General features: G+C 60.8%; 6 protein-coding genes. 2 read left to right on the top strand and 4 right to left on the bottom strand.

The window, feature by feature from the left end; genetic code table 11:
* Nucleotides 1-171: 171 nt before the first annotated feature.
* Together NW858_RS06970 and NW858_RS06975 are read right to left on the bottom strand one after the other, a co-directional pair.
* The gene (locus NW858_RS06970; protein WP_414335349.1) at nt 172-1,236 is read right to left on the bottom strand and encodes a spermidine/putrescine ABC transporter substrate-binding protein; all 1,065 of its coding nucleotides are present in this window, start codon (nt 1,234-1,236) and stop codon (nt 172-174) included.
* A 115-nt stretch (nt 1,237-1,351) separates the two neighbouring features.
* On the bottom strand, nt 1,352-1,888 hold the full coding sequence (locus NW858_RS06975; protein ID WP_414509149.1) for a thioredoxin domain-containing protein: 537 nt from the start codon (nt 1,886-1,888) through the stop codon (nt 1,352-1,354).
* 169 nt (nt 1,889-2,057) lie between these two features.
* On the opposite strand from NW858_RS06975, the gene pheT reads away from it, so the two are divergent.
* On the top strand, nt 2,058-4,535 hold the full coding sequence (gene pheT / locus NW858_RS06980; RefSeq protein WP_414335353.1) for a phenylalanine--tRNA ligase subunit beta: 2,478 nt from the start codon (nt 2,058-2,060) through the stop codon (nt 4,533-4,535).
* 131 nt (nt 4,536-4,666) lie between these two features.
* Here pheT and NW858_RS06985 read toward each other — a convergent pair whose 3' ends face one another.
* Nucleotides 4,667-5,629 carry a DUF726 domain-containing protein gene (locus NW858_RS06985; RefSeq protein WP_414520175.1) on the bottom strand — a complete coding sequence of 321 codons (963 nt, stop codon included), beginning with the start codon at nt 5,627-5,629 and terminating at the stop codon, nt 4,667-4,669.
* A gap of 50 nt (nt 5,630-5,679) precedes the next feature.
* Entirely contained in the window at nt 5,680-7,458 is a 1,779-nt protein-coding gene (locus NW858_RS06990) for a flavin reductase (protein WP_414335357.1), read from the bottom strand.
* Nucleotides 7,459-7,695: 237 nt separating this feature from the next.
* On the opposite strand from NW858_RS06990, the gene hpsA reads away from it, so the two are divergent.
* Entirely contained in the window at nt 7,696-15,063 is a 7,368-nt protein-coding gene (hpsA, locus tag NW858_RS06995; protein ID WP_414520176.1) for a hormogonium polysaccharide biosynthesis protein HpsA, read from the top strand.
* Nucleotides 15,064-15,122 lie beyond the last annotated feature (59 nt).

Raw genomic sequence — 15,122 nt, forward strand, 5'->3', positions numbered from 1 at the left:
AAGCCGTTCGTCCTACACTTGAGGAGAACAAGTTAAATCTCTGGAGAGTTTCCCGCCGTGGGTCGCACGGTGGCCGCACGCTGAGACCTCTGTACAAACAAGTCTGTGAAGCGTGAAGCCGTACTCTATCTAAGTTGTGTTTACTCAACGAAGATGAGTGTCGGGAGTCGTTCACCTGCTTTTCACCGTTGTCCAGAGGGCGTCGATGAGGCGCAGCTCTTCCCCTGACAGCACCTTGAGGTAGCCCAGTTTGGCAAAGGTTTCTTCATCGGGGTAGATGGCCGGATTTTTTCGATCTTCCGGATCGATCAGGGGCAGCGCTGCGGCGTTGGGGGTGGCGAAGCGGTTGTGGTTGCTCAACTGGGCGCCGACCTCGGCATCCAAAATGAAGTTGATGAAGCGATTGGCCAGCTCAGGATTGGGGGCTTTGGCAGGGATGGCCATCACGTCCAGCCAAATGTGAGCGCCCTCGCGAGGGACGAAATAGCCGATATTGGGGTTTTCTTCGGTCGCCTGCAGTGCGTCGCCACTGTAGACAATCGCCACATTGGCCGTTCCGGAGACGAGTTGATTTTTGCCTCCTACGCCTCCGATGAGGCCGGCGCTGCGGCGTTTGGTCTCGATCAAAAGCTGCTGGATCTGCTGCAGTTCGGAGCGAGCAGTGGTGTTGATATCGAAGCCCAGGTAGAGGGCTGCCGCGGCAATCATGGAGCGCATCTCATCGATCATCACAAAGGGGCCGTACTGCTGCTGCGGGTCGAAAATCAATCCCCAAGAGCGCTCGAAGTTTTCCGGCAGGCGGTCTTTGCGGTAGCCGATGCCGGTGGTGCCCCACTGGTAGGCAGCGGTGTAGGTGTTCTCTGGGTCGAAGGGCAGGTCGACAAATTTCTCGCCCAGGTTGCTCAGGTTGGGAATCAGGTCTTTGTTAAGAGGCTGCAGCAGGCCCAGCTCCACCATGTTGGGCACAACGTAGTCGGTGGGCACGACGATGTCGTACTGGCTGACGCCGCCCCCCCGCAGCTTGGCGATCATGTCCTCGTTGGATTCGTACACACTCACCACCACGCGGCTATTGGTGGCTTTCTCAAAAGCCGTGAGAATGTCGGGATCAATGTATTCTGACCAGATGTAGAGGTTGAGGGTCTGCCTCTGGGCAGGGGTGGCATGGGGCCAAAACAGAGCCAGGATCAGCACACAAAAGGCCAGGGTTGTAGCCGAGGCAATCCACTTTTTCATGAGGTTTCTCCAACTGGGAAAAGTTGAAGACATCGTATCTGCTTTGTCTTAAGTTTTTGGGAGCGGCATGGCTATATGTCGCATGTTGTGAATGTGCTTCTGTTCGGCCAAAACTCTACCCGTGGCTGCGGGGATCCGGCTGATTGGGGAGGGTGGGTCTACTCCGCTCCAGCTCAGACACCGGCCCAATACTGGTCAACTGCAGAGGCCGCCCAGTGGCCAGAGCCAACACATTGGCCCGCAAAATCGACGGCGGCTGTTCTCCAATTGCCGATCCCAGCACCTCTCCCTGCCGATCCAAAAACAGAAAATGCGGGATCCCGTTTACCCGGTAGCGGCTCAGCTCCGGCAGCCACTTGGGATTATCCACATTGAGCATGACAAAGTTGACTTGATCGGCAAATTCCTTTTTTAGGTCGGCCAAGAGAGACGCCATCGCTCGACAGGTGGTGCACCAATCGGCATAAAACTCCACCAAAGAAGGTTTGCCGTTGGCTTGAGCTTGCTCCCAAGGTATGGCTTCTTGGGCCAGAGCTTCTAGGTGGGTGCCTGCCTGACGACTTTGGCTAGCCAAAAACAGGCCAGCCGCCATGACCACCGCCACCAGGGCAACCAGCCCGTTGCGCAGCCGTTCTGTCCAGTTTTCCCTCATGGTTCATTACCTCGCGATCGGCACATCTGGTGGATCTGGCTCTCACCGTTTTAGCATCCCAGCCTGTCCTGCCGGCTCCGGCCAGAGCAACATTTTGGGCCGGGATCCCGGCTGGAGAAGAGGGCCAGGTGAGCGATAATGGGTGCGGCGTTTGACCGATGGCTCAGCGATGCGCATCTCCTTGAAGTGGCTGCGAGAACTGGTGGATTTCCAACTTGCACCGGAAGAACTGGGGGAAGCCCTCACCCTGGCAGGGTTTGAGGTGGAAGAGATCGAAGATCGCCGCAGTTGGGCAGACGGCGTCGTTCTGGGCAGGATCTTGGCTGCCGAGCCTCACCCCAACGCCGACAAGCTGCAGGTTTGTCAGGTGGATTTGGGATCCGATCGGCCTGCAACCATTGTCTGTGGAGCCGCCAACGCTCGCGCCGGGATCCTCGTAGCGGTGGCCACGCCCGGCACCTATTTGCCCGCCATCTCCCTTACCATTGCCAAAGCCGACAAGCGCGGGGTGATCTCGGAGGGCATGATCTGTTCTTTGGCCGAGCTGGGACTGGAGAAAGCTTCGGCAGGGATCCACGAATTTCCGCCCGATTTGGATCTCAGCCTGCACCCGCTTGGCTCTGATGTGCGCCCGCTGCTGGGCCTGGACGATGTGGTGCTGGATCTGACTTCCACCGCCAACCGCGCCGACGCCCTGAGCATGGTGGGGATCGCCCGCGAGGTGGCCGCCCTCACCCGCAGCCCGCTGCACCTGCCGCCCATCAAGCCTCTGCAGGCCCAGCCCATCCCCAACTTTCAGTTGCGCATTGCTGACGCCAAAGCCTGCCCCGCCTACAGCGGCGTGTTGATCGAAGGGGTGAAAGTCGGCCCCTCCCCCGACTGGCTGAAACACCGACTGGCCGCCGCCGGGATGCGCCCCATCAACAATGTTGTGGATATTACCAACCTGATCCTGCTGGAGTGGGGCCAGCCCCTGCACGCTTTCGACTGGGATCGCCTGCTCCAGGTCATGGGCAAGAAAAAGCCCACCCTTGAAGTGCGCCTGGCCCAACCGGGAGAAACCTTGAAAACCTTGGACGGCCACACCCGCACCCTGCAGCCCGACAGCCATCTCATTGTGGCCGGCGGCCAACCGGTAGCCTTGGCCGGGGTCATGGGAGGGGAAGAGACCGAAGTCAGCTCGACCACCACCCGCATCTTTTTGGAAGCAGCCCTCTTCGATCCGGCGGTGACGCGGCGCTCGGCCCGCTCCCACTCGCTGCGCACCGAGGCTTCCACCCGTTATGAGCGAGGCGTGAACTTTGCCACCCTCGATCAGGCTCGGGATCGGGCGGTAGAGCTTATTTTGGAGCTGGCGGGCGGATCGGTAGTAGGCCTTACCCGCTTCGACCAACGTCCGCCTTTAGAGCGCACCTTGAAGCTGCGGCTGTCGCGGCTGATCGATGTGTTGGGGGACGAGGTGCAGGCAGCGGATGTGGAAGAGATCTTGTCTGCTTTGGGCTTTCGGCTCTCTCGCTGCGAGGAGGTCAGCTCCCGGAGTGCCCTCTCCCCCGCCACCGAGACGGCAACTGTGGCCCGCTGCGTTTGGCAGGTCGCCGTTCCCCCCTATCGCCTGCGGGACATTGAGCGGGAGATCGACCTCATCGAAGAGTTTGCCCGTCTCTACGGCTATGACCGCTTCTCGGAAACCTTGCCCACCGAGCCGCAGGTGGGATCCCTTTCGACACGAGAAACATTCACGCGCCAGATCCGAGAGGTGCTGCGCGGCATTGGCCTGACGGAGGTGTACCACATCTCCCTCTGTCCGGCGGAAGAGGACAGCTCCCTGGTGAAAATCGCCAATCCGCTTTCGCCGGAGTACTCCGCTGTGCGCAAGGCGCTGCTGCCCGGCCTGGTGGAGGCCTTCCGCTTCAACTGGGATCAAGGCAACGGCCCGCTACAAGCTTTTGAGATTGGCCGTGTCTTTGCCCATGCCCTGCCCACCAGCCCCCACCCTTACCAAGAGGCCGAGCATGTCGGCGGCATTATGGGCGGGGATCCCAATCCCCACGATTGGCAACACCGCAACCGACCCATGGACTGGTTTGAGGCCAAGGGGCTGCTGGTCTCGGCGCTGGAGCGGCTGGGATTTGGCCCGGAGTTGCGTCTGGATCCCCCTGAGGCGCAATCGCCGCTGCTGCACCCCGGTCGTCAGGCCGGCCTGTGGATCGCAGGATCCCGCATCGGCTTGTTCGGCCAGTTGCATCCCCGCCTTTGCCAGGAAAAGGGCCTGCCGGATCAGGTCTATGGGTTTGAGTTGCAGTTGGATCCCTTACTGGAAAGCCTGGAGAGACGAGGCATTGTGCAATTTGCTCCCTTTTCGCCTTTTCCTGCTGCCGATCGGGATATCGCCTTCTTTGCGCCGCTTGACCTCACGGTTGGCGAGATCGAGAAAGTCATTCGCCAAGCCGGCGGAGAACTTCTCCAATCGGTGCAGCTTTTCGACGAGTACCGTGGCCAAGGAGTACCTGAGGGGCAGCGCAGCCTTGCCTTTCGCCTGGTGTACCGCGCTGCCGATCGCACCCTGACAGATGCGGAGGTAGAAGCCCTGCAAAACCAGGTGAGGGCCCAGTTGGCAAAACAATTTCCGGTTACCTTGCGCAGCTAAGTGACTGCTTCATGCCCCAACCGCTATTCGCCCCCCCTCTCCCACAAGGGGAGAGGAGAGTTGGAGATCAACACCTTTCTCTACAGTTGCCGCCGCTCTCTTCTGGCTTCAATGTCAAAAATCAACATGACCTATAACAAACGGCTGCTGCGCGCTTTCCAGTCCAGCTTTTGATCCAGAAGAAACTCCAAGTGAGGCAGATAGGCTTTACAGCTATGCTCTCCTGAACCGATTAGGTGAGTGGCATTGAGGTTTTCAATTCTGGGGTGAAACTCTCTAATTGGCTTGATCCCACAGGGGCTGCGGTTAAGGGAAGGGGCTTTGAAGACGTAGGCCAGAACCCAATCGTCTTCGTTGTAGATATTCACCAACTTTCCGGTGATATTTTCTACATGCAGGCTCCAGTTCTTATCGGCCTGCCTCCTAACAGCACCGCTGAGCAAGATAACATCTTTAAGACGTCGATCTGCAGTCTGGGGCCAACCGCGCATGATGTAGTAGGCTACCCTTGCCCCCAAGGAAAACCCCATCAGGGTAATCTGCCTTTCCGACAAAGCAGAGAGCAGGCGATAGGCGTACTTCAGTCCCACTTCTTTGGCCTTTGCTTTGTGGGCTTCCCAGTGGGCAAGTAATCCTACCCCTAGCTTCAGAGGGGACAAGGTCAAACTCGCCGGGTTGGAAGCATCCCACCAAAGGTAGTACAGGGATCCCTGCCATCCGGCACGTCGGAGCGTTTCCCACAACAGTCTTTTTTCCCAAGGTTGGGTTTCACCTTCGCTAAGGAAACCGTTGATGAAAACTAGGGCCTCGTCCCAACCCAGGGAGGGTTCAATACGGATCAAATAAGGCCTACGGTGAGTAACCTCTTCGATAGTCCAGTCAACAACAATTTCTGTAACTTTCTGACTGACTTGGAAAGTGGCTTGACCCGTGCCAAGAAGAATTTCTCCAACTTTTTGGGTGGTCTCGATACCTGTACCAATGACAGTTTGCACAACTGACCCGGTAACCTTGCCTATATCAAAGGGGGTCTCTACAACTTTTCCGCCAATCTGGGCAAAACCTTTGAAGACCCCCTCAAGAATGTCTTGCATGGTCAATGGCACCCCCTGAGCGCTGAGACCAGCAAAATACTAGTACTATCTTACCCGCGCCGCATGGCGGTAACCCCCGTGGGATCCAGGACTTTGCCCCGTTCCACCTCGGCATAGACCAGGTAGCGATCGCCACACTCCATCCAGGTCTTGACACAGCACTCTAGGTAGGCCAGGGCATCCAATAGAACCGGGCAGCCATTTTCGGCAGTGGCCGTGGCCAGGCCGGCAAAGCGGTCTTCGCCAGGACGCTGGGGCCGCTGAAAGTGTCGCTGCAGGCTACTGCCTTTGCCCTCCCGCAAGATGTTAAGCACAAAGGTCGCTTGGGGATGGATAAGCAGTTCCGCCTCGCTGTCCCTGGTTACAGAAAGGGTTAGGCCGGGGGGGTTGAAGCTGGCCTGGGCCACCGACGAGGTGAGAAAGCCGCGCGGGATCCCATCTTGCAGGGCGGTCACCACACAGAGGGATCCCACCACCCGGCTCAAGGCCTGTCCCACCCGATCCGCCTGGGTTTCGCTGCTGGTTTGGCGGGGGGCACGCGCTCGCTTGGCTTTGCGCAGCGCCTGGGCAAACTGGGATCCCGCCTCTTGGCAAGTTTGTAGGATTGCAGGGGTGGGCTTAAACTTGGCGCGGATCGTCTCAAACCCCAAAGAAAAGCCGGCATTGAGCAACTTGCTCTCGATGAGATCCACCGCTTCGCCGCTCCAGCCGTAGGAGCCAAAAACCCCCGCCAACTTGCTGGTGGGAACCGAGGAGAGGATGATGCCCAAAACCGTTTGGATCTGGACAGGGGGATGGCCGGCCAAGGTGGGGGATCCGATGATGAACCCTTGACAGCGCTCCAGGGCCTGGGCGATCTCGTCAGGGGTGGCCCATTCGCAGTTAATTCGCTCCACCGTAACCCCAGACTGTTCCAGCCCCTGAGCTAGGGCTACAGCCATCATGCCTGTATTCCCATAAGCCGAGGTGAAGAGCAATGCCACCCGCTGCTCGCCAGGATCCTCCTCGCACCAAGCGTGGTAATCCAAGCGCAGCCGCCGCAGGCTGTGGCGCACCAAGGGGCCGTGGGCAGGGGCGTAGATTTGGGCGGGAAACTCCTCCAACTTAGCCAGGGCCGCCTTCACCTGGGGCAATTGGTTGCGGTGCAAACAGTCGAAGTAGTAGCGGCGGTCTTCGCTGAGCTGCCGCCAATGCTCGTCAAACACCTGCTCGTCGCAGACATGGGCGCCAAACAGCTTGTCGGTGAACAGGATCCCGGTGGCCGGGTCGTAGGTACAAAGGGCATCCGGGTGGCGGGGCGTGGGCACGGTGCGAACGTGCAGCTCATGCCCTTCCCCCAAATCCAGGCGATCCCCGTCGCGGAGCACCCGCAGGCGGAAAGACTGGTCGCCATTGTAGGTAATGCCCAGATCGGCTGCCTCTTCTTCGTCGCGGCTGCGGGGCACGGGATCCATCTCTTCAAAGGCGGCCCGCAGCGTGATGGATCCCGGCTTGGAGCAGAGCACCGTTGCATAGGGAGCCAGAGGCAATAGGGCTTTGAGGGTAGCAATGCGGTTAAAGTTGACGTGGCTGAGCAAAATAAAGTCCAACCGCTGCAGGTATTGGTGCTGGGCCAGCTCCTCCAGAAAGATGTTGGTGAACGATTCCCCCGGCGGATCGATGAGAAGGGTTTGGCGGGCCTGGATGAGGTAGCTGTTGGCGGTGGTGCCCCGTTGCCGGGCATATTCCAGCTCAAACTTCAAGCGATCCCAGGTGCGGGAGCGGAGAACCAACGTGGACGGGCCGATATGGGCCACTTGGACATCACGGGCGGGGATCCTACTCTCCATAGCAGCCTCCGATGCGGCGTCTGTCTTCAGCTTGCCACGAAGCTGAAGGACTGGGGATCCCCTTTCAGAGTTGTGGGAGGCTGCGGGTTGGCTTAACCAAAAGCAAATACAGCATGAACAAGCTGGCGCTTCCCCCCAGAGGTGGGGATGTCTGAAACTCGGGATCCCTTGCATACTGTTGCTATCTTGGCACTCGCACAGGTGCTCCCTCTTTTCCCCGTTATCTGAGATACGGCCATGCCTGCTCCTTCCCCGCTGTTGCTCAAACTTGCCCTGCGTCTGCTTGGCTCTCTGAAGATCCCGGTGGATCGGCGCAGGATCCGCGAGCGTGGCTTTGTTCTACCGGTCGCCATCTTGATTGTGCTGGTGTTGAGCTTGGTCACGGTGGGCCTGCTCACCCGCTCCACCCAGCGCAACATCCAAACCCAGGTGGAACGAGCGGGGCAGACGGTTAGCCGACAACTCAACGCCGCCATCGACCGGGCGCGGGCTAAGATCGACTACCTGGTGCGGGATCCCCGCCTGCCCGCTGGCACCCCTACTGATGCCCAACTTGCCGCGGCCTTGATTAACGACGGGGCGGGAGGGCTGCTCCCGCGGGATGAGAACGAGCCCTACATCCTCCCCGATGAAACCCAGTTCGAAATTACAACCAACATCGAGGTGGAGGATCCCAACAACCCCGGGCAAACCCTGCCTGTGCCGGTACGGGCGCCGGCCTGGTGGTTTTTGGTGGACACCGACAACAACGGCGTCAACGACTCCGTAACTGTCTACACCATTCTCAACACCCGTCGGGCTGCCAGTGCCGGCTTTGAGGATAGCCGGCTAACGGATACGGAGCGGGCGCGGCGCCTGATGATCCGCAGTGGCCCTCTGCAAGGGTCGGCTCTGGGCGCTTGTACCGACAACCCCGCCGAGCAGACCGCCAACCCCAACGTGGGAGACTGGTTCCAGGTGGGATCGGCGCTGTACAAGCCTTTCCAGGTCTTTGCCGTCACTTTGCCCATTCAAGGCGCCGACTCCACCACCCGCGCCATCTCGGCTTTGCAGTTCCAGCAGGATCGGAAGCGGGATCTCCTCAACAAGTGGGGGGCCTTCAGCCGCGGCGACCTAGAGTTTTTCTTCACCCCCGGCTACAACTGGAACGGCGCCATCTACGCCGGCGGCAGCCTTTTCTTCCGCTATGCCCCCAACAACTTGTTCCGGGCTTTCACCATCAGCTCGGAGCAATCCTGCTTCTACATGCCTGTAGATAACTCGGAGATTACTGCCTTCGGAGAGCTGGTGGCAGGGGCTATTGGCTACGCCGGCCAGCAGGTGAGCGATACCCTGATTTTCGATGTTCACTCTGGCCAGCAAGACGTAGAGCCGAGCGAGTCTAAGCTAAACAACCTGAACTTTGACTCGGTGCAAAACGGGGTGGAGCCGGAGAATGTGGCCCTGGATCCGCTGGAGCTCCACCTTTTCGGCCGCATCCGCACCCGCGGATCCTATGCCTCAGATGCAGCGGGATGGGCGGCTTCTCCCCTCAACGCCAAACGGGAGCCCAACCCCGGACGGATCAAGGCCGGCGGTTTTCAGGCCGGTTCCGACCAGGTCTGCCCTCCCTACGTGGACGATGTCTATCGGGCCGACAACCGCTTTGGGCCCAAGGCCAGCTACGAACGTCCGCCCGTGACGCCTGACCCGCAGAATGGCTGCAACGTGCCCACCTTTGCCGAAAAGTTCAACGCCAGGGCAGGTGACACAATCCCGTCTGAGGCCGAAAATGAGCTGGGCGAATCCCTCACGGCCGACGAGCCGCCGCCGGGCGCACTCTCCGAGGTGGGGCTGGATGGCTACTGGGAGCGACGGGCCCGCGTGGAAGGCCTGCGGGTGATCGTGGGGCAGCGCCTGGAGCTGACCCGCACCGACTCTTTGCCGCTGCCGTTGGTGCCAGGGGGCGATCCCAATGATCCCACTAAGCTACAGGCCATTTTCATCAGCAACGAGGCGCGGCAACGCTTGACCCTGCGGGATAACCCGGCGGCGGTGCAGGCCACGGCGGTTTACCACCACAGCCACCAAGATGGGCGCTTCCCCATCGCCTGCCTGGCCACGGTGGCTCACCCCGGCACTCCCTGGAGCTTGCGGCGGGCTTCCACCTTCCCCGCCGGCGATCAGACCAACCAACTGGGCATCAACTTCTTCACCGGCCAGGGCACCAACGTCTGGGAGTATGATCCCGGGCCGATGCAAGAGCGGCTGCGGCCTGGCACGCCCCTGTGGACGGCGCTGACCAACCTGGCCAATTTTGCTGGCGACCCCGACGGAGCCTATCCGCCCAGGCAGGAGGCGGGCCGCATCCACCCAGATCCGTTCATCACTGCCTTTGGCAACTTCTCCGAGCTGCGGCGAATCATCAACAACCCGAACAACCTTAGCTTGGCGGATCAAACCACGCTGCAGACGGCGGGTTGCATGCTGGGCATGCTGGCCGACAACATTCTGCGGATTGAGGCGGCTGCCAACGCCGGGGATCCAGCAGCTCAGATCCTTTGGGATGACATCAGAGCCAGCCGTGAAGGCAACCTGGATGCCCTTGAGCGCAACCGCTTCTACCTGCCGCTGCGCTACATCTTCCCCACCAGCGACTTTGGCCAGGCGGATCCCATAGAGAGCGAGCGGCGAGGCGCCTACTCCTGGCTGCCGGCTGCCACCTACCAGGCAGTAACCGACCTCGAGCAAGTGGCTCTTCGGCCTCGCTCCACCATCAACGACTGGCGTTTGCCCCGTGCCACTGCCACTTGCCCCAGCAGCACCCTACTCGGTGGCAACCACCCCAACAGCAACCAGATGGAGCTGATCCAGGTCGGCGACCAGTGCCATCGCGTGCCCTTCAAAGATTCGGTGTTTTACGATGGCCGCGAGGCAATGGCGGTGCGGGCCCTCAACATCGACCTGGCCCTTTTGACCAACAACGCCAATGGTCAGGCCAACGGCTTGATTAACGGAGATACTTGGCTGCCTGCCGGCGTGCAAGAAGGCCGCGAAGGGGGTATTTTCTACGCCTTCCGGGAAGATGCGGTGCGGGAGGATGCCATTGCCCGCCCGCCTTTGACCAACTTCGCCGCCTATCAAACTGCCTGGCAAGCGGCAAACGCCCGTGGCACTCTGGCCAGCGTTATGAATGCCGGTCAGCCCGGTCGCAACCAACCGGTCGGCGATCCGCCTGTCTCCAACGAGGGCCTCAGTCCCAAACCGGTGGACTACTACCCCGATCCGGATCGGCGGCCCTATGGCTTCCGGCTGCGCAACGGGGCAGTGTTGGCGCGGGGTGGGTTTAACCTCGATGAAGCCGTCTTTGGCCTCTCCTTTATTTCCGACAACCCCGTCTACATCCAAGGGGACTTTAACCTGCACCAGACGGCAGGAGGCAATCGGCTGGAAGAGTTCAAGACTCTCCTCAACTTCGGATCAGACGGCCTTTACAGCAACTTCTACGGGCGACTCCGGAAGAATGAAGACCGGCGCTTTGCCCGGGCAGCGGAGGATCTCTGGCGACCCAGCGAGATCATAGGCGACTCGGTCAATATCCTCTCCGCCGATTTCTGCGATGGCAGCATTGACGACGGCTTTGTCCAGGATGGCACCCTCAATGGCGGCGGCAGCAACTATAACTCCGGCCAGGACTACGCCGGTGGGCGTGCCTCGGCTCCTCGCCGCAACGACTACTACGGCTGCAGCGGCCCAAACCCGCGGGGCAACACCTCCTTCCTCAACCAGGCGCTGGTGATCCGGGGCAACAACTGGCCGGCTCCAGATCCGAATAACGCTGGCGCCGGTGTCCTGCGCTTCGACAACACCGGCGGGGCCCAGAACCTGGGCGACAACACCAACCAGCCCGGCTGGCCGGACGTGTTTGCCCGCGACACCCTCTTTGAGGGCCGCAACAGCACCGATCCCAACTCCAATGAAGCCGACCGGACGGTAGGTCTGAGCGTGCCGGCGGAGCGGCAGTTGCGGGCCCCAGACACGGGCTATGCCAACTTCGGCGTGCGCATCTCCGCCTTGGGCAACCCGGTGCTGGATACCTCCCGCTGGGTGATGGTGGCTCCCATCGGGCCCTGCCCGAACCCTGGCGGCGCTGGCCTGCTGGCCGAGTACTACAACGGCTGGATCACCAGCCCGCGGAACCAGTACGACCCCAATACGGGGTTTGCCACCAACCCCAGGGGCGAGGAGGTGGGCCCTCTGCTCCAACCTGCTCGAGAGAGAAACCTGCCCTACCTGCGGGCGGTGCGCTGGCCGGATCCGGTGTTTCCGGCCCAGGGGGTGCCGGATGACATCGGTCAATACAACAACGGCTACACCAGCAGTGCGCCCCGCTGCAATGTAAATAGCCCCAACAGCAGGGAACGCTGGGCCTGCGTGCGCGACGCTATCGATGATCCAAGTAAACTAGAACTCTTTGCCCGCAGCGGCCCTGGTTTCCCCGGGTGGGGTGGCTTCCAGTACCAGTTCGGTAACAGCACGTCGCTGAATTCCCACTCTCCCTTCAAGCGGATGCTGTACAACAATTTCCCCACTTGCAGCGGCTCTTTGTCTGACATTCTGCAGCCCCTTTGCCGCCTGTCGGTGCCGCCGCCTCCTGCCAGTCCCGATCGCCGGGATCGCGGCGACTGGTTCTGGATGCCCAGTTGCGGAGAGCCCGATGGCAACAATGGTTTTACGAATCTGCTGACCGATGCAGATGAGCTTAACTTTCCGAGTGGGTTCAACTTCTGGCGCTCCTGCTGGCGGCGCAGAACTGGTGGATCCGGCAGTGGCAACAACAACGGCAACGATTTCTTCGTCGTCCGCTGGGTAGGGGAGCTCTATCCCCGCTGGCCGGGCCTGCAGAGCTACCGCATCCTCAATGGCGACGACGGCGTGCGGCTGATCATTCGGCGGCAGGACAACCCCGATGCTACTTTTGTCAACCACGGCGTCTGGAACGGCAATTCTCTCAGCCTAGGGCCGAATGCGGCAGGGGCCGAGGCCTGGTCAGATAGCGGCAGCAACCAGGTCACTCTGCGCTTGGAGCTGGAGTGCGCGCCTGCACAAGGGCCTTCTCCTTACCTAGTGGAGATCCAGACCTATGAAAACACCGGCACTGCGCGATTGCGCTTTGCTACCCGCGATGGCAGCGAGCTAGAAGACTACGACCTGCGCTACCTGAAGCCGCTGGAGCCGAAGAACAAACCTTGTGAACCAGATCCGATCAAGGGTAGTCAGCTAGATAACAATCCCACTCAGCGCTCCTGCGCGGTCAGCCTCAATTGTGATCCCGGGTGGGAAGATTGGAAGCCCGCTTGTGAACCCAATATTTGTCAGCCAAAGACCATCACCCAAACCAGAACAGGCACCCTACCCGCCGGCTGCCCCGGCACGCCACCGACCGAAAGCCGGCAGATCACCTGCTACCCACAGTACAACTATGGGCCTTGGTCTGACTGGAGTCCCCAATGTACCCAGCAGCAGCAGTGCAGCCGGGCCACCATCACCCAAACGCGCACCCGTACGGTTACGCCGCTCTGTACCAGCCAAGCTCCCTTCACCGAAACCCAAACCCAAACCATCACTTGCCAGCCGCCAGGTGCTACCTGCACCTATACAGCCTGGACTCCTGCGTGCACAGTGGCCAACGGCGGCCTGACGATAACCCAAACCCGCACCGAGACCTGTACCTCGAGCTGCGGAACCACCACCCGGCCGCAAACCCAAACGGTTACCTGCCCGCAGACTTGCAACTACAACGACTGGACTCCCTGGTCGCCGGCTAGCTGCGACGAGGTCATCAACCAAATCGCCTGCGGCACAACCAAAACCTTTACCCAAACTCGGACGCGCACCCTCATCGCCAGCACCAGCAGCCCCACCTGCCAACAAACCGAGAGGCAGTCACAAAATCTCACCTGTCAAGGGCGGCCTTGCGGGCCGGGCACCTTTGCGCCCGATGCTCCCGGCAAGAGCCCCTTGGGTGAGTGGATGGCGGCCAAGCCCAACACGGTGGAGCTGCGCCCCGTGGGCGAAGTTCAAGCCGAGCCGGAGCCGGAGACGATCAGTGTCCACGATGTGGCCCAGGCTGCCGATGAAGGTGTAACCATTGCCCTGGAGCCGCGGCTTTCGCCGGTGCTGGAGGTAAAAGCAGGGGTGCCCAAGCCGCCCAAGTGGCCCAGCCCTGCCGAAGCCCTGCAGGCCGCCTTCAACTGGATCTTCGGCGAGCCGGCCTACGCCGCCCGCAACGGCCTGAAGAGTAACTTGCTGCTCAGCCAGATCGCCAACCCCAGCAAAGAGCCGGGCATCCGCCCTGCCGAAAGCGGCGCTCCACCGATTGCCGGCAAGCCGGCTCCAAACACCGATGATTGGGCGCGGCAACTGCGGCGCCGGTTGCTCAAAGGGGATCTAACCGTCCGCTGCGACTCTGAGGAGAAAGTCGGCCCCGATGGCGGCTTCTGGGTGCCGGGGGTGTTCCGCCCCAACTTCAACGACCGCTTCAAGTACACCGCCTACACCGGTGCCAGCCGCCCCAGCACTCTGCGTACCTCTCCTAAAGATGCCGATCCTACCTTCGAGGATCTCAACAAGAATGGCATTTGGGATCCGAAGGAGCCTTCAAATGTTCTGGATCGGGATCCACTGTTTGGGTTAGACTTGTCCGATCGGCCAGAGCTAGAGATCCAACCCCAGATGGTGCTCAACCCCTACGCCCGCGTCAACAAGACCTCTGCGGCCCAGGGCTACACCCCCGACTCCAAGTACGCGGACGGCTACTACATCGACGATAGGGGCGATGGGGACAGCGAAAAAATCCGCAACGGCCTCTGCTTCTACATCAAGCCCAACGGCAACACCATCCAGGTACAGGTTGATCGGGATGGGGGCGGCGGCAATAACCCTGAGTGGGTGGATGTGGAGCCCTTTACCCTGGATCTGAACAGGCCCACCACCGGCTTTGCTGGCAACAACCCGGTGCTAGGGGTGATCCTGGACGAGGTGACGCGGCGACCCATTCCTATTCCCCGCTTCCAAGAACTGGCCTCCACCGACCCGAACCAGCGCCGCCGCAACGACGACGGCAGCCAAAACCGGCAACTGCAGCCTGCCCGAGAGACGCGGGTCAACGCGGTGGCCGTTAGCGGCGTGCTCCCCTCGCGGCTGGATCAAACCGCCGGCGGCATGCACAACTTCCTGCGCCTCAACGAGCTGTGGAGAAATACCAACCTCTTCTTCAGCGGCTCAATGATCCAGCTCAACTACAGCACCTATGCCACCGGCCCCTTCCTGCAGCGCAGCTTCGAGCCGCCCAACCTGGTGCCGGATCCAACCTTTGTGCTCGGCTACGACTACTACTCCCCACCCAACCGCCGCTTCGGCTACGACGTGGGCCTGCAGATTGCCCGCCGCCCCGGCGCCGTCTCCAGCCGCTTCCAATTCCCCTCCAACGCGCGCACCGAGTTCCTGCGCGAGCTGGATCCACAAGATCCGTATGTGCGGCGGCTGCGCTGCGCGCTCCAGGATCAGCCGGGTGTGCCGTTGGATCCGTCTGCCCAGATTGGCGGCTGCAATGAGTTCAATTGATATGGATCTGATATAGATCCGTCCGGTCAGGGGCAAATTAAAGTAGGGGCGAAATAGGG

Source organism: Synechococcus sp. H55.10, assembly GCF_047502715.1.
Taxonomy (GTDB): Bacteria; Cyanobacteriota; Cyanobacteriia; order Thermostichales; family Thermostichaceae; genus Thermostichus.

Bases quoted from the DNA above. Each gene is read 5' to 3' on its own strand.
- NW858_RS06970 (WP_414335349.1), bottom strand. From the start codon at position 1,236: ATGAAAAAGTGGATTGCCTCGGCTACAACCCTGGCCTTTTGTGTGCTG.
- NW858_RS06975 (WP_414509149.1), bottom strand. From the start codon at position 1,888: ATGAGGGAAAACTGGACAGAACGGCTGCGCAACGGGCTGGTTGCCCTG.
- pheT (WP_414335353.1), top strand. From the start codon at position 2,058: ATGCGCATCTCCTTGAAGTGGCTGCGAGAACTGGTGGATTTCCAACTT.
- NW858_RS06985 (WP_414520175.1), bottom strand. From the start codon at position 5,629: ATGCAAGACATTCTTGAGGGGGTCTTCAAAGGTTTTGCCCAGATTGGC.
- NW858_RS06990 (WP_414335357.1), bottom strand. From the start codon at position 7,458: ATGGAGAGTAGGATCCCCGCCCGTGATGTCCAAGTGGCCCATATCGGC.
- hpsA (WP_414520176.1), top strand. From the start codon at position 7,696: ATGCCTGCTCCTTCCCCGCTGTTGCTCAAACTTGCCCTGCGTCTGCTT.